21 protein-coding genes are annotated in these 19,236 nt (G+C 57.3%); 8 read left to right on the top strand and 13 right to left on the bottom strand.

Annotated elements, in window-relative coordinates; translation table 11 throughout:
- Nucleotides 1–299: outer membrane protein assembly factor BamE (bamE, locus tag DBY73_RS13150; protein ID WP_146745768.1), on the top strand; the 299-nt coding region annotated here is incomplete at its 5' end.
- 141 nt (nt 300–440) lie between these two features.
- Here bamE and DBY73_RS13145 read toward each other — a convergent pair.
- The 3 genes from DBY73_RS13145 to DBY73_RS13135 are packed head-to-tail and all read right to left on the bottom strand — an operon-like array spanning nt 441 to nt 2,741.
- Nucleotides 441–1,553 (bottom strand): M20 family metallopeptidase, encoded by a 1,113-nt coding sequence (locus DBY73_RS13145; protein ID WP_112011560.1) that lies wholly within the window; start codon nt 1,551–1,553, stop codon nt 441–443.
- Nucleotides 1,554–1,566: 13 nt separating this feature from the next.
- On the bottom strand, nt 1,567–2,031 hold the full coding sequence (locus DBY73_RS13140; protein ID WP_032638769.1) for a YjiG family protein: 465 nt from the start codon (nt 2,029–2,031) through the stop codon (nt 1,567–1,569).
- Complete coding sequence (locus DBY73_RS13135; protein WP_112011559.1) at nt 2,028–2,741, bottom strand: nucleoside recognition domain-containing protein; 714 nt, start codon at nt 2,739–2,741, stop codon at nt 2,028–2,030. Before DBY73_RS13135 ends, DBY73_RS13140 begins: the two co-directional genes overlap by 4 nt.
- A gap of 279 nt (nt 2,742–3,020) precedes the next feature.
- Here DBY73_RS13135 and cstA point away from each other — a divergent pair, with 279 nt between their 5' ends.
- Both cstA and DBY73_RS13120 read left to right on the top strand, forming a co-directional pair.
- Complete coding sequence (cstA, locus tag DBY73_RS13125; RefSeq protein ID WP_112011558.1) at nt 3,021–5,126, top strand: pyruvate/proton symporter CstA; 2,106 nt, start codon at nt 3,021–3,023, stop codon at nt 5,124–5,126.
- 91 nt (nt 5,127–5,217) lie between these two features.
- On the top strand, nt 5,218–5,415 hold the full coding sequence (locus tag DBY73_RS13120) for a YbdD/YjiX family protein (protein WP_112011557.1): 198 nt from the start codon (nt 5,218–5,220) through the stop codon (nt 5,413–5,415).
- Here DBY73_RS13120 and DBY73_RS13115 read toward each other — a convergent pair.
- The 4 genes from DBY73_RS13115 to mtnK form a co-directional block, all read right to left on the bottom strand.
- On the bottom strand, nt 5,412–5,816 hold the full coding sequence (locus DBY73_RS13115) for a helix-turn-helix transcriptional regulator (RefSeq protein WP_112011568.1): 405 nt from the start codon (nt 5,814–5,816) through the stop codon (nt 5,412–5,414). The two genes, DBY73_RS13120 and DBY73_RS13115, sit on opposite strands and share 4 nt — an antisense overlap.
- Nucleotides 5,797–6,093, bottom strand: a complete 297-nt coding sequence (locus DBY73_RS13110; RefSeq protein WP_112011556.1) for a type II toxin-antitoxin system RelE/ParE family toxin — start codon at nt 6,091–6,093, stop codon at nt 5,797–5,799. The genes DBY73_RS13115 and DBY73_RS13110 overlap by 20 nt, the downstream gene beginning before the upstream one ends.
- Nucleotides 6,094–6,275: 182 nt before the next feature.
- On the bottom strand, nt 6,276–7,019 hold the full coding sequence (locus DBY73_RS13105) for a 3-oxoacyl-ACP reductase family protein (RefSeq protein WP_112011555.1): 744 nt from the start codon (nt 7,017–7,019) through the stop codon (nt 6,276–6,278).
- A gap of 158 nt (nt 7,020–7,177) precedes the next feature.
- A complete protein-coding gene (gene mtnK / locus DBY73_RS13100; protein ID WP_112011567.1) occupies nt 7,178–8,377 on the bottom strand; it encodes an S-methyl-5-thioribose kinase in 1,200 nt (399 codons plus the stop codon).
- Nucleotides 8,378–8,483: 106 nt separating this feature from the next.
- On the opposite strand from mtnK, the gene mtnA reads away from it, so the two are divergent.
- The gene (gene mtnA / locus DBY73_RS13095; RefSeq protein ID WP_112011554.1) at nt 8,484–9,500 is read left to right on the top strand and encodes an S-methyl-5-thioribose-1-phosphate isomerase; all 1,017 of its coding nucleotides are present in this window, start codon (nt 8,484–8,486) and stop codon (nt 9,498–9,500) included.
- A gap of 43 nt (nt 9,501–9,543) precedes the next feature.
- A complete protein-coding gene (locus DBY73_RS13090; protein ID WP_112011553.1) occupies nt 9,544–10,014 on the top strand; it encodes an SRPBCC family protein in 471 nt (156 codons plus the stop codon).
- A 96-nt stretch (nt 10,015–10,110) separates the two neighbouring features.
- On the opposite strand, the gene DBY73_RS13085 is transcribed toward DBY73_RS13090, so the two are convergent.
- From DBY73_RS13085 to DBY73_RS13075, 3 genes are read right to left on the bottom strand one after another with little or no spacing between them, the layout of a single operon-like run.
- Nucleotides 10,111–10,653, bottom strand: coding sequence for an acireductone dioxygenase (locus DBY73_RS13085; protein ID WP_112011552.1), 543 nt, complete (start codon nt 10,651–10,653; stop codon nt 10,111–10,113).
- Nucleotides 10,650–11,339, bottom strand: a complete 690-nt coding sequence (mtnC, locus tag DBY73_RS13080; RefSeq protein ID WP_112011551.1) for an acireductone synthase — start codon at nt 11,337–11,339, stop codon at nt 10,650–10,652. Before mtnC ends, DBY73_RS13085 begins: the two co-directional genes overlap by 4 nt.
- On the bottom strand, nt 11,336–11,950 hold the full coding sequence (locus tag DBY73_RS13075; protein WP_112011550.1) for a methylthioribulose 1-phosphate dehydratase: 615 nt from the start codon (nt 11,948–11,950) through the stop codon (nt 11,336–11,338). The genes mtnC and DBY73_RS13075 overlap by 4 nt, the downstream gene beginning before the upstream one ends.
- Before the next feature lie 122 nt (nt 11,951–12,072).
- Between DBY73_RS13075 and DBY73_RS13070 the strand changes: the two genes are divergently transcribed.
- A complete protein-coding gene (locus tag DBY73_RS13070) occupies nt 12,073–13,233 on the top strand; it encodes a pyridoxal phosphate-dependent aminotransferase (protein WP_112011549.1) in 1,161 nt (386 codons plus the stop codon).
- On the opposite strand, the gene DBY73_RS13065 is transcribed toward DBY73_RS13070, so the two are convergent.
- The 3 genes from DBY73_RS13065 to DBY73_RS13055 all read right to left on the bottom strand — a co-directional run bounded on the left by DBY73_RS13065 (nt 13,234) and on the right by DBY73_RS13055 (nt 16,121).
- Nucleotides 13,234–13,860 carry a ParB/RepB/Spo0J family partition protein gene (locus tag DBY73_RS13065; protein WP_112011548.1) on the bottom strand — a complete coding sequence of 209 codons (627 nt, stop codon included), beginning with the start codon at nt 13,858–13,860 and terminating at the stop codon, nt 13,234–13,236. It abuts the gene before it with no gap.
- Complete coding sequence (locus DBY73_RS13060; RefSeq protein WP_112011547.1) at nt 13,845–15,068, bottom strand: phosphoadenosine phosphosulfate reductase; 1,224 nt, start codon at nt 15,066–15,068, stop codon at nt 13,845–13,847. The genes DBY73_RS13065 and DBY73_RS13060 overlap by 16 nt, the downstream gene beginning before the upstream one ends.
- 156 nt (nt 15,069–15,224) lie before the next feature.
- Nucleotides 15,225–16,121 carry a LysR family transcriptional regulator gene (locus DBY73_RS13055; protein ID WP_112011546.1) on the bottom strand — a complete coding sequence of 299 codons (897 nt, stop codon included), beginning with the start codon at nt 16,119–16,121 and terminating at the stop codon, nt 15,225–15,227.
- Between the two features lie 664 nt (nt 16,122–16,785).
- Here DBY73_RS13055 and ahpC point away from each other — a divergent pair.
- Together ahpC and ahpF are read left to right on the top strand one after the other, a co-directional pair.
- Nucleotides 16,786–17,349, top strand: coding sequence for an alkyl hydroperoxide reductase subunit C (gene ahpC / locus DBY73_RS13050; RefSeq protein ID WP_014882974.1), 564 nt, complete (start codon nt 16,786–16,788; stop codon nt 17,347–17,349).
- Between the two features lie 240 nt (nt 17,350–17,589).
- Complete coding sequence (ahpF, locus tag DBY73_RS13045; RefSeq protein ID WP_112011545.1) at nt 17,590–19,155, top strand: alkyl hydroperoxide reductase subunit F; 1,566 nt, start codon at nt 17,590–17,592, stop codon at nt 19,153–19,155.
- The last annotated feature ends 81 nt before the right edge of the window (nt 19,156–19,236 follow it).

Here is a 19,236-nt window from a genome sequence, read left to right as displayed (position 1 = left end):
ATGGATGTGTTGGTAATATCGATCGTACTCAAGAAGGAAATGTTAGTAAGTACTCTAAAGAGGAATTACTTAAAAAATTAGTCCCTGGGAAAACCACGAAAAAGGATGTCTTATTAATTCTTGGAGCCCCTACTGCCCCAATAAATTATAATGATGAAAATCGATGGCTATATTTTTCAAAAACAAAGGGGATGGCGATTTATGCTGTTGTTCCTGTAAGTTATAACAATTCTTTAATGCTGATTTTAAACTTTGATGAGAAGAAAACACTCATTAGCCGTGAGTATAAGAAATTATAGCTATGTATAAGTACATTGTCCCTCAATATCTTTACCTTATGCCGGTATTTTTGTAGGGGAAGAGTAATAATTTAACATGTAAAGTATTTACCGTTGTTTATTAAATGATCACCGGGCCATGTTAAGGCCCGGTGATATTTATTACAGCATCGACACAATCCGTTTTAGCAACCGAATCCGCGGTTCAATCGACGCCTTATCCAGCCACTCCGCCGGGCTGTGGAAGCCCGCGCCAATCGGCCCCAGGCCGTCGAGGGTCGGAATGCCGAGCGCGGCGGTGTGGTTAGCGTCGCTGCCGCCGCCGACCGCCTGCCAGGTGATGGCGATCCCTTCTTCTTTACCCGCCTGCTCGACGAGCTGCATCAGCTGCTGCGTGGCTTCACTCGCCGCCATTGCCGGCTTGTGGTTGACGCGCTTCAGCGAGGTGGTTACGCCCTCTAAAAAGCCTTTTTCGCACAGCGCGCCCAGCGCCTGATTCACCCGCTCGTATTCGTCGTTCTCCCAGAAGCGCACGTCGAGCTCGGCAAAGGCGCTGTCCGCCACCACGTTGGCCGCGCTGCCGCCGCGGATGACCCCGACGTTCAGCGTGGTGCCGCGATCCCAGTCGGTCAGCGCGTTAATGGCGGTCACGGCGTGCGCCAGCGCGGTAATCGCCGAGCGGCCTTTTTCCGGATCGTTGCCCGCGTGCGCCGCCACGCCGCTGAAGGTGAGGTGGTAGCCCGCCATGCCTTTACGCGCTTTGACCAGCGAGCCGTCGGCGCGCGCCGCTTCGCACACCAGCACGCGGCGCGAGCGCTTAGCCAGCTCGCCGATCCACGCGTGGGAGTAAACCGATCCGGTCTCTTCGTCCGGGTTCATCGCGACCGCAATCGCCAGCCGATCCTTATCGGCGGCGTCCAGCTCGCGCATCGCCCACAGGATGTTCAGCAGCCCGCTTTTCATATCGGACACGCCGGGGCCGTACAGGCGGGTATCGTCTTCGCTCATTGGCCGTTCGGCCACGGTGCCCGGGGCAAATACGGTATCAAGATGGCCAACCAGCAGCACGTCGAACCGCTCGGCCTTTGGCCTGTTGCTGACGAACACGCCGGGGCCAACCTTCTCGCCAAAATCGATCTGCTCGGCGTGCCAGCCCTCGCGCTGCCAGAGCGCCTGCATGATGCCCGCCACGGTGGCGACGCCGTCGATGGTCTGGGTGCCGCAGTCCACGTTCACCAGGGTTTTAAGCTCTTCAATATAGTGGTCAAGATTCATGGTTACGTCCTGTTCAGAGAATGATGCGCATCAGCAGCATGGCAAGGAAGGCGTTGATGACCGAAAGGGCGATCATCAGCGGAATGCGTTTGGCGCGGGTGCCGATCACGCCGAGGATACGGCCCAGGTACTGCACCTGCGAGCCCATCAGATAGATCGCCGGGGCGAGAATGGCTAAGTGTTCCCCGGTCAGAATGCCTTTATCAAACAGGCCAATCGCCACGCCGATGCCGCCGCCCATCGACATCCAGCCGCCAATCAGCACGGCGGCCGCTTCGCCCGGCAGGCCAAACAGCCCCATCAGCGGCGCGAAGATCATGCCGAGCCCTTTCAGCGCGCCGGTGATTTCCAGCGCCTTGATGATGATAAACGCCATCACCACGTTGGGCAGGGTGCTGCTGGTGGCGATGCCCCAGCCCTTGCGTGCGCCCTCAACGAAGACATCGGTAATAACGGGGTTCGATTGTGGCGCACTCATGCGGCTTCTCCTTGCTTCACGGCGGCGGATTTTCCAGTAAACGTCAGGATCAGGCGCAGCAGGTTTGCGCCAACGATTTTCATAATAAACATCACGGCGATGCAGCCGCCTATTGAGGCCGGAACCGCCGCGGTGCCGTCAGCGGCGACGAGGGTAAAGAGGATCGCCCCCGACGAGAAGAAGTTGGTGATCATTGCGCCAGCCGAAAACTGGAACATGGCGAAGACGTCTTTTTCCGTTTCGCTAATCTGCCCTTCGTCGGCCAGGCTGCGCGTGAGCGACGCGCCAACGTCGGTGCTTTGCAGGCTGCCGATCAGCGCCAGGCCGGCGGTGCCGGGAATGCCCAGCAGCGGGCGCAGCAGCGGGGTTAATAGCTTGCGCGCCGCACGCAGCGCGCCGTAGTGCTCCAGCACGTTGATCATGCCGAGCGCAAACATAACCGCCGGGATCAGCCCGAGCGCGAACAGAAATCCGTCCATTGCGCCGCTGCCGCCCGCGCCGCGAAAGGCGCTGGTTGCGGTGGTTAACGCGCCGTCGTCGAGGCTGGCCTTGCTGACCACCTTGCCGAACGCGCCGTTGAGGGTGGTGAAATCAAACACGCCGTACCACTCTTTTCCGCCCAGCAGGCCGGAGAAGAAAACGGCTGCGAAAGCCAGCGCAAAGTACGCGCCGGGCCCGACCTTATACTCCTGAGGTTCTGAACTTTTCATATCCTTTTCCTTGTAAATGCGCGGGTGCGCAGGCTCATTCTGGCGATGTTTTGCCCAAAAAAGATGATGCAAATCATTTCGTAACGGCGTCACGGGATGAAAAAGACAAAAATGTGACCGGCGACGGCGCGGGGGAAGAGCGAAAGTGATCGGCTTAACACTGTGGTGTAAATGTCTGGTTTGACCACGCATTATTGCGTTTCAAGGTTGTTAAATTTTAGCGGTTGTTCTAGAAACAAAATGTAACATCTCACTGTTCCACTACAACGGACAACAACTATGAACAACTCAGGGAAATACCTTTTATGGGCAGGGCTCTCCGTTGTGGGAGCCTTTGCCCTGGGCTATATCGCCCTTAACCGGGGCGAACAGATTAACGCGCTGTGGATTGTAGTCGCCTCGGTCTGTATATATCTGATCGCGTATCGTTTTTACGGCCGCTATATCGCGAAGAACGTCCTGGGCGTTGACGCGACGCGCATGACGCCTGCCGTGCGCCATAACGACGGGCTGGACTACGTGCCGACGGATAAAAAAGTGCTGTTCGGTCACCATTTTGCGGCCATCGCCGGCGCGGGCCCGCTGGTGGGACCGGTGCTGGCGGCGCAGATGGGGTATCTGCCGGGGATGATCTGGATCCTGGCGGGCGTGGTGCTGGCGGGGGCGGTGCAGGACTTTATGGTGCTGTTCGTCTCCACCCGCCGCGACGGGCGTTCTCTCGGCGAGCTGGTGAAAGAGGAGATGGGGGCGACCGCGGGCGTGATCGCGCTGGTGGCGACCTTTATGATCATGGTGATCATCCTCGCGGTGCTGGCGATGATCGTCGTGAAAGCGCTGACCCACAGCCCGTGGGGTACCTACACCGTGGCCTTTACCATTCCGCTGGCGCTGTTTATGGGGATCTACATTCGCTATCTGCGCCCGGGCCGCATTGGCGAAGTGTCCGTCATCGGCCTGGTCTTCCTGGTGTTCGCGATCATCTCCGGTGGCTGGGTAGCGGAAAGTCCGACCTGGGCGCCGTGGTTTGACTTTACCGGCGTACAGCTGACGTGGATGCTGGTGGGCTACGGCTTCGTCGCCGCCGTACTGCCCGTGTGGCTGCTCCTGGCCCCGCGTGACTACCTCTCGACCTTCCTGAAAATCGGCACTATCGTCGGGCTGGCGATCGGCATTCTGATTATGCGCCCGACGCTGACCATGCCCGCGCTGACCAAGTTCATTGACGGCACCGGCCCGGTCTGGACCGGCAACCTGTTCCCGTTCCTGTTTATCACCATTGCCTGCGGGGCGGTCTCCGGCTTCCACGCGCTGATTGCCTCGGGCACCACGCCGAAGATGCTGGCGAATGAAAATCAGGCCTGCCTGATCGGCTACGGCGGCATGCTGATGGAGTCCTTCGTGGCGATTATGGCGCTGGTCTCCGCCTGCATTATCGACCCGGGCGTCTACTTCGCGATGAACAGCCCGATGGCGGTGCTGGCGCCTGCCGGAACCGTTGACGTGGTGGCATCTGCCGCGCAGGTGGTGAGCGGCTGGGGCTTTGCCATTACCCCTGAAACGCTAACGCACATTGCGAACGAAGTGGGCGAGCAGTCGATCATCTCCCGCGCGGGCGGCGCGCCGACGCTGGCGGTGGGGATGGCCTACATTCTGCACGGCGCGCTCGGCGGGCTGATGGACGTGTCGTTCTGGTATCACTTCGCCATCCTGTTTGAAGCGCTGTTCATCCTGACGGCGGTGGACGCGGGCACGCGCGCGGCGCGCTTTATGCTCCAGGATCTGCTGGGGGTAATTTCGCCCAACCTGAAGCGCACCGATTCGCTCCCGGCGAACCTGCTGGCGACGGCGCTGTGCGTGCTGGCGTGGGGTTACTTCCTGCATCAGGGCGTTGTCGACCCGCTGGGCGGCATCAACACCCTGTGGCCGCTGTTCGGCATCGCCAACCAGATGCTGGCGGGCATGGCGCTGATGCTCTGCGCGGTGGTGCTGTTCAAGATGAAGCGCCAGCGCTACGCGTGGGTGGCGCTGGTGCCAACCGCGTGGCTGCTGATCTGTACCCTGACTGCGGGCTGGCAAAAGGCGTTTAGCCCGGATAATAAGGTCGGCTTCCTGGCAATTGCCAACAAGTTCCAGGCGATGATCGACAGCGGCAAGATCCCGGCGCAGTACACAGAATCCCAGCTGTCGCAGCTGGTGTTCAACAACCGACTGGATGCCGGGTTAACCATCTTCTTTATGGTGGTGGTTGTGGTGCTGGCGTTGTATTCTCTGAAGACCGCGCTGGCGGCGTTGAAAGTCGACAAACCGACGGCGAAAGAGACGCCGTATGAGCCGATGCCGGAAAACCTGAACGAGATTGTGACCCAGGCCAAAGGGGCGCATTAACATAACCAAACCCCTCATCCCAGTGTTATAAGTTCCCTCTCCCCTTTGGGGAGAGGGGTAGGGTTAGGGGGACACAAACGAGAAACGACCTATGTTCGACACCCTTTCCAAAGCAGGTAAGTACCTGGGCCAGGCCGCCAAAATGATGATCGGCGTGCCGGACTACGACAACTACGTCGAGCATATGCGCGTTACCCACCCGGACCAGACGCCGATGACCTACGAAGAATTTTTCCGCGAACGCCAGGAGGCGCGCTACGGCGGCAAGGGCGGCGCGAAGTGCTGTTAACCCTCTTTCGGTAAATAGAGGCTGATTTGCTCCTGCTTACAGCCGTAAATGGCCGCCAGCTTTTCGCGGGTGCGCTTTTGCGGGCGGGAGTCGAGGGCTTCAAGCTGCGACACGGCGGACTGGGTGATGCCGAGTTTCTCCGCGACCTCCTGCTGTGATAACCCGCAATGGATACGCCACGCGGCCTGCAGGCTGACGTTCTGCCAGGTCATAATGCTGCACACCTCACCTGGCAATTCAACGTCATCCAGACTATCGTGTTCGACCTCAATATCCTCCAGATCGTCGTCGGTTTCGTCGTCGATCTCAGCCATCTGCAAGCACATGCGGAAGTATTCGTGATAAGGAATAACCACGTACTGCGTTTTTCCGTTATCGTCCTTAATTAGCTGAACAGCCATAGGTGGCTTTCTCCTCGTGCAGGTAAGTTGTTGATGTTCTGCGCTTGACGGCCAGAACATAACAATGGTCATCGGGATCGTCCCGAAGCGTATAGACGATTCGGTAATCGCCTACGCGTAACCGGAAATGATTTTCTGTCGTCGATATTTTTTTGATATCGGGCCGGGGAGCCGAGCGGTCATCCAGCTCGGCGAGCTTTACCTCAATGCGGCGCTGATACCGCTCGTCAATTTTGGAAAAAGCCTTTTTTGCACCATTAGACCAGATAATCTTCATCCGTACCTCCACTGTACGCCCACATAAAATATAAGGAAATAATAAGACTATTAGATAAATTCCGAATTTCTTATGTTCACTGTAGGGCGGGCAGCGCGCGGGAGAAAGCGGCAAAACGCAAACCGTCGAGGCGGCTCGAAAACGCCTCTGCCGGGCGGCAGAGGCGTGCAGAAAATATGCGATCAGGCGTTCAAACCGCCGTCCACGTCCAGCCCCGTGCCGGAGATCTGCCCGGCGGCCGGGCTGGCAAGAAACGTGACTGCCGCCGCGATGTCTTCCGGCTGGCCGTAATGGCCGACGGCAATCATCTGGCGCTGCGCGTCGGCCTGTTCACCGTCTTCCGGGTTCATATCGCTGTTCGTCGGGCCGGGATGCACGAGATTGACCGTGATGCCGCGCGGCCCGAGGTCTCGCGCCAGCCCGCGGGTGAGGGAGTTGAGCGCCGATTTGGTCATCGAATAGACGGCAATACCCGGCATCGCCACGCGGTTTGCCAGACAGCTGCCGATGTTGATGATTCGCCCGCCGTCCGAAAGGTGAACGAGCGCCGCCTGGGTGGCGATCACCACGCCGCGGATGTTGACGTTGATCAGCGCGTCGATGTCAGCCAGCGTCATGGTCTCCAGCGGGCCGCCGCGCGCGATCCCGGCGTTGTTGACCAGAATGTCCAGCCCGCCGAGGGAGCGCGCCGCATGGGTTACGGCATCCTGAATCGCTTGGGCGCTGGCGCTGTCGGCCTGAATGGCCTCGCCGTGCCGCCCCAGCGCTTTTATTTCTTCGGCGACCGCCTGCGCCTTATCGGCAGATTTTTCATACGTAATGACCACGTCGGCCCCGGCCTTTGCCAGCGAAAGGGCAATGGCGCGGCCCAGCCCGCGGCTGGCACCGGTAACCAGCGCTTTCTTACCTGTTAAATCGATCTGCATGATGACCTCGTGTTGGGAAGGGGGAGAATCATCATTAGGTATAGACGGTCGGCGCGATTAACGGGGGAAGGATTCCACTTTCTCAAACGCGGCGCGCAGGACGTTGGGGGGGAGTGCTGCCTGAACCCCTCTCCCAGGGGGCTGAGGGAGTAAAGCACTCAGCTGTACTGCCGCACCCGCGCCACCAGCTCTTCTACGCTATCGATGCGCTCGGCAATCATAATCAGCGCTCTGCCGAGCGTAACGGCGTGGCGCAGGCACTCATGGCGCATTGCTTCGTCCTGAATGGTGTCGATGTCGGCCACGTGCGATAGCCCGACGCTGCGGCGGATCAGCTCGGTACCGCAAAAGCCAACGGCGTCCGTCCACGCTTTTTTCAGAAACGCGGAGGCATAGCCCGGCGCGGCGAGCGCGGCGTCGCGCGTTTTTTCGCTTGCCAGCGCCTGGAAGCGTTCGGCAAAAGCGTGCCAAAGCTCCTGGATGTCGGTCAGGCGCTGCTCGCGGGCGGCGGCGGCATCGCGGATGCCGAGGTGTCCCGGCAGGCCGCAGAAGTTCAGCAGCAGGTTGCCGATGGCGGTGCCGATATCAAAGCCAATCGGACCGAAGTAGCCGAACTCGGCGTCGATGGCCTTCAGGCTGTCTTCCGCCACGAAGATCGACCCGCTGTGAATATCGCCGTGCAGCAGCGCTTCGGCCTGCGAGAAGAAGCGATGCTTCAGGGAGGCTACCGCAACCTTCAGCTGCGCGTCGTCGCGCAGGGCGGCCACGTCGTTTTCCAGCTCGGCCGGGTAGCTGTTGCGCGCGTGGATCTGATACGGATCGTTGAAGAACAGATCCTCGGTGATCTCGCACATCTCCGGGTTGATGAACTGCGCCACCTGCGCCTTTTTCTCGTGCGGGTGCAGATAAAAGTCGCTGGTGTGGAACAGCGCGTGGGCAAGATATTCACCCAGCTGGCGAGCGGCCTGCGGGTAATAGACATTCTTAATCAGCTCGCCGCGCCAGATGCGGTGGCTGGAGAGATCTTCCATCACCATCGCCGCCAGGTCCGGGTCAAAGTGGTGGATTTTCACCGTGTGCTGCGGACTGTGCCGATAGTGCTCGACCAGCGTTTGCGCCTCAAGCCGCGCGCGGTCCAGCGTCAGCGGCCACGACTCGCCGACGCAGCGCACGTAGGGCAGCGCCTGCTTAACGACGATGCGGCTCACGCCTGCGCTGTCGAAGATTTTGAACACCAGATTGAGGTTGCCGTCGCCCACCTCCTGCGCCTCCACCAGCGATGATGGGTTATCAACGCCGCCGAACTGCCTGGCATACTCCACGGCGTCCTGGGCGGTAAAGGTACGGTATTGCGACATGGCCTGCTCCTCGCGCGTTTTGCTAATTAAAGACATTTAGACGTCTATACATCTGGATTTCATCCTGACACAATGTGCTACAACAACGCAACAGAGAATTAACGACATGCAGACATTACAGACGACCAGCCTGCGGGTGGCGGATAATCAGCTCTTTATTCTCGACCAGCAGGCGCTTCCGCAGGAGAAACGCTGGCTGGACGCCTCCAGCGTCGAGGCGCTGGTGGGCCATATTCACGCCCTGCGGGTGCGCGGCGCGCCGCTGATTGGCCTCTCCGCAAGCCTGCTGCTGGCGCTGATGGCGGAAAACGGCAATAGCCGCGACGCGCTGGCGGCGGCGTTGGAAACGCTGCGCGCCTCGCGCCCGACGGCGGTGAACCTGATGAACAACCTCGACCGCATGAAGCAGGCGCTGTGGCAGGAAGAGTATGTTCCGGCCCTGGTGGCCGAAGCGCTGCGCCTGATTGAGGAAGACAGACAGCTTTGCGACGCGATTGCGAAAGCGGGTAGCGCGCTGGTGAAGCCCGGCAGCCGCCTGTTGACCCACTGTAATACCGGCGGGCTGGCGACCGCGGGCGTCGGAACGGCGCTGGGCGTGATTGCTCGCGCGCATCATGAGGGTAACGTTAGCAACGTCTGGGTGGATGAAACCCGTCCACTCTTGCAGGGCGGCAGGCTGACCGCGTGGGAGCTGGGCGAGCTGGGCGTTCCTTATCAGTTGATCACCGATTCTATGGCCGCCAGCCTGATGGCAAAAGGGCAGGTAGACGCCGTGTGGGTCGGGGCGGATCGCATCGCCGCCAACGGCGACGTGGCGAACAAAATTGGCACCTATTCCCTGGCGGTGCTGGCGAAATTCCACGGCATTCCGTTCTACGTTGCCGCGCCGCAGACCACGCTTGACCCTGGCTGCCCGAACGGCGAGGCGATCCCGATTGAGCAGCGCGCCGCCGGTGAGGTGACGGGCGTGGCCGGAAGCTTCGGTGCGGTGCAGTGGGCGCCGGAAAACGCGCGGGTTTACAACCCGGCGTTCGACGTGACGCCAGCGGCGCTGATAAGCGGATGGGTCCTTGATACGGGCGTGGTCACGCCTGAAGAGGTGGCGTCGGGAAAATTTGCCTGACCCGGGCTATCCTTTCAGAGGGTTCCTTTTCGAGGACAGTATCGTGACGCTCGATCCTGAAACAGACTTAAAACTGGAGCGCGTGGTGGACGCCCCGCGCGACCTGCTGTGGCTCTGCTGGACTACGCCGGAGCACATCAAAAACTTCTTTATTCCCGCTCCCCATAAGGTGACCGAATGCGATCTCGACCTGCGCGTCGGCGGGCGATTCAACACCGTATTTGAAGTGGACGGCCAGCGGATGGACAACCGGGGCGTATTTCTGGAGATTGACCCGGGTAAAAAGCTGGTATTCACCGACGGCTATACCGAAGGCTGGAAGCCTGCCGAAAAACCGTTTATGACCGCGATCCTGCTGCTGCAAGACGTCGGGGAGGGGAAAACGCGCTACACGGCGATTGCGCGCCATGCGACGAAGGAAATCCGCGAGCAGCACGAGCAGATGGGCTTCCACGAAGGGTGGGGGATTGTGCTGGATCAGCTGGTGGGGTATGTGAAGGGGCTGGAGCGTTGAAGCTCCAGCGGCCTGATGCCCTCACCCCGACCCTCTCCCACAGGGAGAGGGAGCAAACACTAAAAACGGCAGCTATAGCTGCCGTTTTGCTTTTACCTATGCCAGCTTTGGATACGCATCCGCGATCGCATCACCGGTAAACTGCGCGATCCATCCTTCGGGGTTATCGAAAATACGAATCGCCGTAAAGTTCGGCTCGGAACCCATATCAAACCAGTGCGGCGTGCCGGCGGGCACCGATATCAGGTCGTTTTTCTCGCACAGAACCTGGTACACCTCATCGCCAATGTGCAGGCAGAACAGCCCCGCGCCTTCCACGAAGAAACGCACTTCGTCTTCGCCGTGGGTGTGTTCGTTCAGGAACTTCGCGCGCAGCGCCTCTTTCTGCGGGTTATCGGCGCGCAGGCTAATGACGTCCCAGCTTTGATAGCCTTTCTCCGCGACTAGCCTGTCGATCGCGTGCTGATAGGCGTCGATCACCTTCTCCGGCGCGGGATCGCGGCCTAAATCACGATCCGCCGCCCAGCGCTCGAAGCGCACGCCTCTGGCGTTAAGCTTTTGGGCGATTTCATCGGCGTCGGTGCTGTGCCACTGGGGCTGGCTGGCGTCTTTGTCGGAATAGAGGGTCAATGCGCTCATGAAGGGATCTGCTCCGGATTAATCTCGTCAAACTGGTGGACCTGGTGATGATGGCTTGCGCCGTCGTCGTTACCGCGAATCAGCTGCAGGGTGCGAAAGCCGGCCTGCTCGGCGGCGTCCAGCTCCTGGTGAATGTCGGACAAGAACAGGATCTGCGACGGGGCAATGCCCGTTTGCGCCGCGATGTTCTGATAGGACTGCACCTCGCGCTTGGCGCCGATGCGCGTATCAAAATAGCCGCTAAACAGATGAGTAATATCACCTTCGTCGCTGTAGCCAAATAACAGTTTCTGCGCGGCAACGGAACCGGAGGAATAAACATAGAGATCAATACCCTGCGACTTCCATTTTTCCAGCGCGGGCAGGACGTCCGGGTAGAGGTGGCCGGTAAAGTCGCCGTTGACGTAGCCGTCGTGCCAGATGATGCCCTGCAGCGCCTTCAGCGCCGTGGATTTTCGGTCTTCATCCATAAACGCAAACAGCGCGTCGATAAGCTCACCCGTGGAGGAGTGCGGATTGCTGATTTCATCGCGCAGGTTGTCCAGAATTGATTTGACCGGCTCGGCGTACTGCTGGGCGGTGACAAACGCCGCCAGACGCGCGCGCGCGTAGGGGAACAAAACGTTATGGACAAAACGAATATCGCTGGTGGTCCCTTCAATATCCGTCACAATCGCGCGAATCATACTCTCTCCAGTTGTCGTAAACGCATCTCGCATTCGAATAAAAACTCTAATCCTTCCAGGTGACGGCGGGCTTCAGCCACGTCGCGCCCCCAGCAGGTTAAGCCATGGCCGCGCAGAAGAAAACCATAATTAAGCGGGCGCGCCTGCGCGGAGCGGGCGATTCGGGCGGCGAGGGCGTCGATGTCCTGGTCGTTGTCAAAGACCGGGATAGCCACCGTATCCCGATGCGTGGTCTGCCCGGCGAGGGATTTTTGCATCTCAAAGCCGCTGAGGTGGAGTTCATCCTCTTTCACCAGCCTGGAGAGCACCGTGGCGTTAACCGTGTGAACGTGCAGCACGGCGTTGGCCTCCGGGAACAGGCGATAGATCAGGGTATGCAGCCCGGTTTCTGCCGACGGCCTGCGGCCGGAGGGCGCGCGGTTGGTGGCGATCTCGACCTGGAGAAAATCGTCGGTCGTCAGGCTGCCCTTGTCCTTGCCGGATTCGCTAAGCCAGCACAGGCGCGCGTCCTGACGTATCGACATATTTCCGCCCGTGGCGGGCGCCCAGCCTTTGGCGCCGATCCAGCGGCAGGCGTCGACCAGATGTGCAAACTGCAGGTTGTCCGTCATTTTCCTTTACCCTCCCGGCCAGGAATATTCATATCGTTTAGACGTCTAAGCGTCTTGATTGCCAAAGAGTAACATCGTGTTATAGTGGCAGCAACATAAGTATTACAAACAGGCGCAGCACAATGAGCAACAACCCATTGATTCCAAAAAGTAAGCTTCCTGATTTAGGCACAACCATCTTTACCCGGATGAGCGCGCTGGCTCAGCAGCATAACGCCATCAATCTTTCGCAGGGGTTCCCGGATTTTGATGGTCCATCCTATCTGCAGGAGCGCCTGGCGCATCACGTGGCGCAGGGCGCAAACCAGTATGCGCCGATGACCGGCGTGCAGGCGCTGCGGGAAGCGATTGCCGATAAAACCGCGGAACTTTACGGCCACAGGCCGGATGCAAACAGCGACATCACGGTGACGGCGGGGGCAACAGAAGCGCTGTATGCCGCGATTACCGCGCTGGTGCGAAGCGGTGATGAGGTCATTTGCTTTGACCCGAGCTATGACAGCTACGCGCCTGCGGTAGAACTTTCCGGCGGCGTAGTGAAACGCATCGCGCTTCAGCCGCCGCATTTCCGCCCGGACTGGCAGGCGTTTGCCGCGCAGCTGAGCGACAAAACCCGTCTTGTCATTCTGAACACGCCGCACAACCCGTCCGCCACGGTGTGGCAGAAAGCGGACTTCGCCGCGCTATGGCAGGCGATTGCCGAGCGCGAGATCTATGTCCTGAGCGATGAGGTGTATGAGCACATCTGTTTTGCAAAGGAAGGGCATGCCAGCGTGCTGGCGCATCCGCAGCTTCGCGAGCGCGCCGTCGCCGTCTCATCCTTTGGCAAAACCTACCACATGACCGGCTGGAAGGTGGGCTACTGCGTTGCACCTTCGGCCATCAGCGCGGAGCTGCGAAAGGTGCATCAGTATTTAACCTTTGCGGTGAACACGCCGGCGCAGCTGGCGCTGGCGGATATGCTGCGCGCGCAGCCGGAGCATTATCGCGAGCTGCCGGATTTTTACCGCGCGCGCAGGGATCGCTTCGTTAGTGCATTAAGCCAGAGCCGCCTTGAGATTTTGCCGTGCGAAGGCACCTACTTCCTGCTGGCCGACTACAGCGCCATTTCCGATCTGGACGACGTGAGCTTTTGCCAGTGGCTGACGAAAGAGGTTGGGGTTGCGGCGATCCCGCTGTCGGTATTCTGCGCCGATCCCTTCCCGCACAGGCTGATTCGCCTGTGCTTCGCGAAGCAGGAATCGACGCTTCTCGCGGCGGCAGAGCGCCTGAATACGCTCTGACTATTTTACCGTCCAGGCCTGTGAGTAACGACGGTCTGCAAACAGCTCCAGCAGGCCGTTAATCTGCTTCAGGCGCAGCACTTCGTCGCTGTCCATGCCCAGCTCTTTTCCCACCCTCACATCGTCCCAGCCGAGCTGCACAAGTTCGCGCACAATCTCCGACATCGCGTGGATCTGGTGCCGTCCTCGGGCGCGGTTGTGGCGAATCGTCGCCGCCATGCGGTTGTATTTATCCTGACGGTCTTTTCGCAGGCAGGTAACGGGTAAATACCCCTTTAGCTGCCGTTTTAGCGTGGCTCTGTTTTTGCCAATTTCGTGGCGATGAAAGCCGTCGATAATTTCATAATGCTGCGCTTCGCTTTCCGTGACGACAATCGGCTGGGTGAAGCCGTCCAGCTCGAGGGATTTGCTCAATAATCGCTTTTCCGGCGGCGCGACGTTATTCGGGTTGTAGTCATTGGCGGTTATATCGTCCTGTTTGATCCACAGCACGCAGTCAACGGGCTGCTCGCGAAAAGGGCTGGTTTCATGTATCGCCTGACGAAAGGCGTTGATGGCGTCAATTCGCTGCGTTTCAGGAAGTGACTGAAGATATATTTTCATTTCGTCGATCAGTCGCTGCTGCATAATATATTCCATTCCTTACGTTTCAATTTAATCCGGTCGCTGTAGCGCTTGTAGTGTTTTGGCTTGTTGGGGCTAAAGGATAATGCCCGGCACCAGTAGTCGTTATTGAGAAGGACCTTGCAAATACGTCGCCAGGAGGGAATGTCTTTTGAACCGATATCGCCGTCCTGCGTATCTGGAATATCGGGCATGCCTTTATTGATGTACCAGTGCAAATAAACGGCGATTTTATTGCGGTAATGTTCCGCCGTATTTTGCGGCATGCTGTCGAGCAGCAGCAGGGCATATTCTTTCCAGCTGAGGCTCTCGGGCTTGAGGATTTTGCGGTGCCCGTAGAAATGGTTATCCTGGCCTGCATAGATGCCGCCGCTTCGTGCGCCGCTGACGCGCTCGCACATGGCGGCCCAGCGATCGGGTTCAATGACGTGATAAAGCCACAGCCCCTGGCGCTGCTCTGGGCCAAACGGTTCACAGATGCGCATGTAGCGCGGAGGGACGCCCGCCTGAAACATCAGGTCATACAGCGGGTTATAGCTATTGCCGGTTTTGGCGAACCAGGTCCACAGATCGGCCGTTTTCCAGTCGTAAATGGGATAGAGATACCATGCGTGCCCGCCGGGTGCGACGGTCGTCCAGGGCTTATCGTCGGCAAACCGCTGCTTGCGCGCGTTGGCGATGGTCAAAAAGCGGTTATAGGACTCGTCCGCGCGAATGCCGATCATGACGGCAGCAGGGCGATTGCTGGCAAACCAGTCGGAAAATGAACGGACAAACTCCTCGAAGGTCATTCCCGGTTGATAGAAATCGAAATAGTCAGGGGAGGTAATGGCCTCCGCCGGAGGTTGGCGCACCCATTTTGCCCCCGGTTCCCAGCACTGCCATTCAGGCTGGTACTGGGAAAGGGCGTTTTGGGTGGTAAGCGGGAGCGCGACCCAGTAGAAGTTATCAATCACGTCCCGGTACGCTTCTCGCATGTTCATAACATGCTCGATGGTGCAGGAGAATTGTGCTTCCCAGTCGATGAAGAGGACGCTAATTTTTTTATTTCGTTTACGGGCTAATTGCGCCGTCAGGTGCAGCATAACGGTAGAATCTTTCCCCCCGGAAAAAGAGACGCAAACCCGGGGGAAATTTTCAAGGGACCACTCAATGCGCTCCTGCGAGGCTTCAAGTACGTTTTGAACGAGCGGGTATTTATAGAGTGACATATTCAATCTCTTCCTGAGTATGAATGTCCAAAATCAGATAGTTACCCGAGTCAATATGTAATAACAAACCCTCTACGGCAAGGTGAATTTTAGAATAATGGCGTGCAGAACTGTTTCACAATGTGATGATTAACAATTGTGAAACAATTATGGCGGCTAGTTTTTTATTTTTTCGATGAACTGCGCGAAGATTCGGTTGTTTAATGCAGAGCGGTTATATTGCATATAGACGTCCGGCTTTGGTAATTTGAAACATATATCTACGGTTTTTAAATGCAAGCTATCTTTATATTGTTCAAATATAGGTGTGGGTACATAGCCTAATAGGTCGGTCGTGCTAATAACGTTCAGTATCGATATATACGAGTCGCTGCGAAACGCAATACTCCGTTCCGGAAAAAGCTTTTCAACCTGCATTTGGAACTCTCTGATGCCGGACTCCTGGCTTCTGAGCTGGGTGAATTTCTCCTGCAGCAGCTCTTCGTGCGTCATGTTTTCTCTGAATCGAGGATGGTCGCTGCGCCCAACTAACACCATCGGAAACTGCAGAAAATGAGTACAGATCACGGAGCGGTTATTTACCGGTGCGAAGGTGAAAACCAGATCGGCTTTGCGGTAGGCCAACAGATCTTCTGCCGTTTCAGGGGAAAGGACCATATCGTATTGATCAACTTCATAATTCTCCTCCTGAAGCAGCTGTCGTAAAAAGTCGGTGAGCCGTCCTTTAGCGACAATTTGCGGACAATAAATCACAAAATTCTTCTTCAGCTCTGACTCATTCATTATGTTGATGGTCTGCTCAATCTGGTTGAGGTTTTGCTCAAGATGATGATGCAGATTGACGCCGACCGTCGTGGGGGTAATGCCCTTTCCGGCACGAATGAATAAAGGATCGTTCAGCTGCGTGCGCAGGCGTTGAAGCGACTGGCTCACGGCCGAAGGGGTAATGTAGAGCGTCTCCGCCGCTTTACTGATGCTGAGGTTTTGGTAAATACACTCAAAAATGACTAAAAGGTTGAGGTCGAATTTTTTAAGGTCGTAAAGGTTGGCCATAGTTCATCCTGAGTGAGCTGACGTTGCGGGTTCTAGTACATAATCGGTAACTATAGTTCGAGGTTAACCATTTACAATCCTTGTGATTGGCTAACTTAAAACTATTTGAATATTTACTAAATATATCACGTTGCTCGATTATTGAAATAGAACTTTAATTAAGTTGAAGATATTTTTACTCGTAAAATGTGAGGATTTTTTTTTTAGAGATAATCCGTCGTTATACTTCCTCCTCATCCTATTATTCCCGCTTGTCGGTTTTACCCTTTTTATCCGCTATTGTAATTAATTCTCATTAATAATGTTCCCGAAGGGCGGACTGTGCGCGGCATGTTCGGTAAAACCTATCGTAATCATAGACAAGATTGCTACTGTTGCGGATTGCCCATTATTCACCTGGGTGATGTAATTAACGCGCTGTTACGGCCTTGATATAAAGGTATGTAGAGCGCAACGCAACGCCAGCTTAGGCTGGCACTGAATAACCTGCGGGAAGTTCAGGTATCAGGGCCGCCCGCTGAGGCGGCCTTTTTACGTTTAGGGTTTTCACCTGCATTTATCGCGTTGTTAGGTTTGGCTGATTGATTTGATAAAGCATACGCATTAGCCCCGATGAACAAAGTTGGTTACCTTATCTCTCAACGAAAACACGGAGGAAGTACAGATGTCTTTGATTAACACCAAAATTAAACCTTTTAAAAACCAGGCGTTCAAAAACGGTGAATTCATCGAAGTGACCGAGAAAGATACCGAAGGCCGCTGGAGCGTTTTCTTCTTCTATCCGGCTGACTTCACCTTCGTTTGCCCGACCGAACTGGGCGACGTGGCAGACCACTATGAAGAGCTGCAGAAGCTGGGCGTAGACGTTTACTCTGTTTCTACCGATACCCACTTCACCCACAAAGCGTGGCACAGCAGCTCTGAAACCATCGCGAAAATCAAATACGCGATGATCGGCGACCCAACCGGCGCCCTGACCCGTAACTTCGACAACATGCGTGAAGATGAAGGCCTGGCAGACCGCGCGACCTTCGTCGTTGACCCGCAGGGCATTATCCAGGCTATCGAAGTTACCGCTGAAGGTATCGGCCGCGATGCGTCTGACCTGCTGCGTAAAGTGAAAGCCGCTCAGTACGTGGCGTCTCACCCAGGCGAAGTGTGCCCGGCGAAATGGAAAGAAGGCGAAGCAACGCTGGCTCCATCTCTGGACCTGGTCGGCAAGATCTAAATTTCCGTCGTCTTTCACGCCATGGCTGCCATGGCGTCGCCTGCTTACCCCGGTCACTTACTTCTGTAAGCTTCCGGGGATACACAGGCTAGCCGCCTGGCTCTGACGCGAAATACCCGGAAATGGTTTCAGCTATGGGCGCGCCCGCGCCCATTTTATTTCAGCACCATGATGCAAGTTGCATTCAGGCCGCCCGCATAAGGCAGCTTGCATGATGACGTTTTAAGAGAGGGAAGAACAATGCTCGACACAAACATGAAAACCCAGCTCAAGGCCTACCTTGAGAAACTGACTAAACCCGTTGAGCTGATTGCCACGCTGGACGACAGCGCGAAATCGGCAGAGATCAAAGAACTGCTGGCTGAGATCGCCGAGCTGTCGCCGAAGGTGACGTTCAGGGAAGATAACTCACTGGCCGTGCGCAAGCCTTCTTTCCTGATCGCCAACCCGGGCTCCGACCAGGGGCCGCGTTTCGCGGGGTCTCCTCTGGGGCACGAATTTACCTCGCTGGTGCTGGCGCTGCTGTGGACCGGCGGTCATCCGTCAAAAGAGGCGCAGGCGCTGCTGGAGCAGATCCGCGATATCGACGGTGACTTTGAGTTTGAAACCTATTACTCGCTCTCCTGCCACAACTGCCCGGACGTGGTGCAGGCGCTGAACCTGATGTCGGTGCTCAACCCGCGCATCAAGCACACGGCGATTGACGGCGGCACGTACCAGAATGAAATCACCGAACGCAACGTGATGGGCGTTCCGGCCGTCTATTTGAACGGCAAGGAGTTTGGCCAGGGCCGCATGACGCTGAGCGAAATCGTTGCCAAAGTGGATTCCGGCGCGGAAAGACGCGCGGCGGAAGCGCTGAACAAACGCGATGCTTACGACGTCCTGATCGTGGGGTCCGGCCCGGCGGGCGCGGCGGCGGCGGTGTACTCCGCGCGTAAAGGCATTCGTACCGGCCTGATGGGCGAGCGTTTCGGCGGCCAGGTGCTGGACACCGTTGACATCGAAAACTACATTTCCGTGCCGAAGACCGAAGGTCAGAAGCTGGCAGGCGCCCTGAAGGCGCACGTTAGCGACTACGACGTAGATGTGATCGACAGCCAGAGCGCCAGCAGGCTGGTTCCGGCGGCGGTTGAAGGAGGTCTGCACCAGATTGAAACGGCCTCTGGCGCGGTATTGAAAGCGCGGAGCATCATCATTGCCACCGGTGCAAAATGGCGCAACATGAACGTGCCGGGTGAAGATCAGTATCGCACCAAAGGCGTCACCTATTGCCCGCACTGCGACGGCCCGCTGTTTAAAGGCAAGCGCGTGGCGGTGATCGGCGGCGGTAACTCCGGCGTTGAGGCGGCTATCGACCTGGCGGGGATCGTTGAACACGTGACGCTGCTGGAGTTTGCTCCAGAGATGAAGGCGGACCAGGTGCTGCAGGACAAAGTGCGCAGCCTGAAAAACGTCGACATCGTGCTGAACGCGCAGACGACAGAAGTGAAGGGCGACGGCAGCAAGGTGACCGGTCTGGAATACCGCGACCGCGTAAGCGGAGACGTCCACAGCGTTCAGCTTTCGGGGATCTTTGTTCAGATTGGCCTGCTGCCCAACACCACCTGGCTGGAAGGCGCGATTGAGCGCAACCGCATGGGCGAGATCATCATCGACGCTAAATGCGAAACCAGCGTGAAGGGCGTGTTTGCCGCCGGCGACTGCACAACCGTCCCGTACAAGCAGATCATCATCGCGACTGGCGAAGGCGCGAAGGCATCGCTGAGCGCTTTCGACTACCTGATCCGCACCAAAACCGCATAATAAAAGAAAGTAAGACGACACCTGCACAGCCGCCTCTCCACGAGGCGGCTTTTTTTTAGTTCTATTTTTTTTACCGATTTT

Origin of the sequence: Enterobacter sp. RIT418 (assembly GCF_003057745.1) — a bacterium.
In the GTDB taxonomy this organism is placed as follows: Bacteria; Pseudomonadota; Gammaproteobacteria; order Enterobacterales; family Enterobacteriaceae; genus Enterobacter.
Note: the sequence above shows the minus strand (reverse complement) of the source record. Positions and strands in the feature narration are given on the sequence as shown.

Excerpts from the sequence above, each read along its gene's own strand:
- DBY73_RS13145 (WP_112011560.1), bottom strand. The coding sequence starts at position 1,553 with ATGAATCTTGACCACTATATTGAAGAGCTTAAAACCCTGGTGAACGTG.
- DBY73_RS13140 (WP_032638769.1), bottom strand. The coding sequence starts at position 2,031 with ATGAGTGCGCCACAATCGAACCCCGTTATTACCGATGTCTTCGTTGAG.
- DBY73_RS13135 (WP_112011559.1), bottom strand. The coding sequence starts at position 2,741 with ATGAAAAGTTCAGAACCTCAGGAGTATAAGGTCGGGCCCGGCGCGTAC.
- cstA (WP_112011558.1), top strand. The coding sequence starts at position 3,021 with ATGAACAACTCAGGGAAATACCTTTTATGGGCAGGGCTCTCCGTTGTG.
- DBY73_RS13120 (WP_112011557.1), top strand. The coding sequence starts at position 5,218 with ATGTTCGACACCCTTTCCAAAGCAGGTAAGTACCTGGGCCAGGCCGCC.
- DBY73_RS13115 (WP_112011568.1), bottom strand. The coding sequence starts at position 5,816 with ATGGCTGTTCAGCTAATTAAGGACGATAACGGAAAAACGCAGTACGTG.
- DBY73_RS13110 (WP_112011556.1), bottom strand. The coding sequence starts at position 6,093 with ATGAAGATTATCTGGTCTAATGGTGCAAAAAAGGCTTTTTCCAAAATT.
- DBY73_RS13105 (WP_112011555.1), bottom strand. The coding sequence starts at position 7,019 with ATGCAGATCGATTTAACAGGTAAGAAAGCGCTGGTTACCGGTGCCAGC.
- mtnK (WP_112011567.1), bottom strand. The coding sequence starts at position 8,377 with ATGTCGCAATACCGTACCTTTACCGCCCAGGACGCCGTGGAGTATGCC.
- mtnA (WP_112011554.1), top strand. The coding sequence starts at position 8,484 with ATGCAGACATTACAGACGACCAGCCTGCGGGTGGCGGATAATCAGCTC.
- DBY73_RS13085 (WP_112011552.1), bottom strand. The coding sequence starts at position 10,653 with ATGAGCGCATTGACCCTCTATTCCGACAAAGACGCCAGCCAGCCCCAG.
- mtnC (WP_112011551.1), bottom strand. The coding sequence starts at position 11,339 with ATGATTCGCGCGATTGTGACGGATATTGAAGGGACCACCAGCGATATT.
- DBY73_RS13075 (WP_112011550.1), bottom strand. The coding sequence starts at position 11,950 with ATGACGGACAACCTGCAGTTTGCACATCTGGTCGACGCCTGCCGCTGG.
- DBY73_RS13070 (WP_112011549.1), top strand. The coding sequence starts at position 12,073 with ATGAGCAACAACCCATTGATTCCAAAAAGTAAGCTTCCTGATTTAGGC.
- DBY73_RS13065 (WP_112011548.1), bottom strand. The coding sequence starts at position 13,860 with ATGCAGCAGCGACTGATCGACGAAATGAAAATATATCTTCAGTCACTT.
- DBY73_RS13060 (WP_112011547.1), bottom strand. The coding sequence starts at position 15,068 with ATGTCACTCTATAAATACCCGCTCGTTCAAAACGTACTTGAAGCCTCG.
- DBY73_RS13055 (WP_112011546.1), bottom strand. The coding sequence starts at position 16,121 with ATGGCCAACCTTTACGACCTTAAAAAATTCGACCTCAACCTTTTAGTC.
- ahpC (WP_014882974.1), top strand. The coding sequence starts at position 16,786 with ATGTCTTTGATTAACACCAAAATTAAACCTTTTAAAAACCAGGCGTTC.
- ahpF (WP_112011545.1), top strand. The coding sequence starts at position 17,590 with ATGCTCGACACAAACATGAAAACCCAGCTCAAGGCCTACCTTGAGAAA.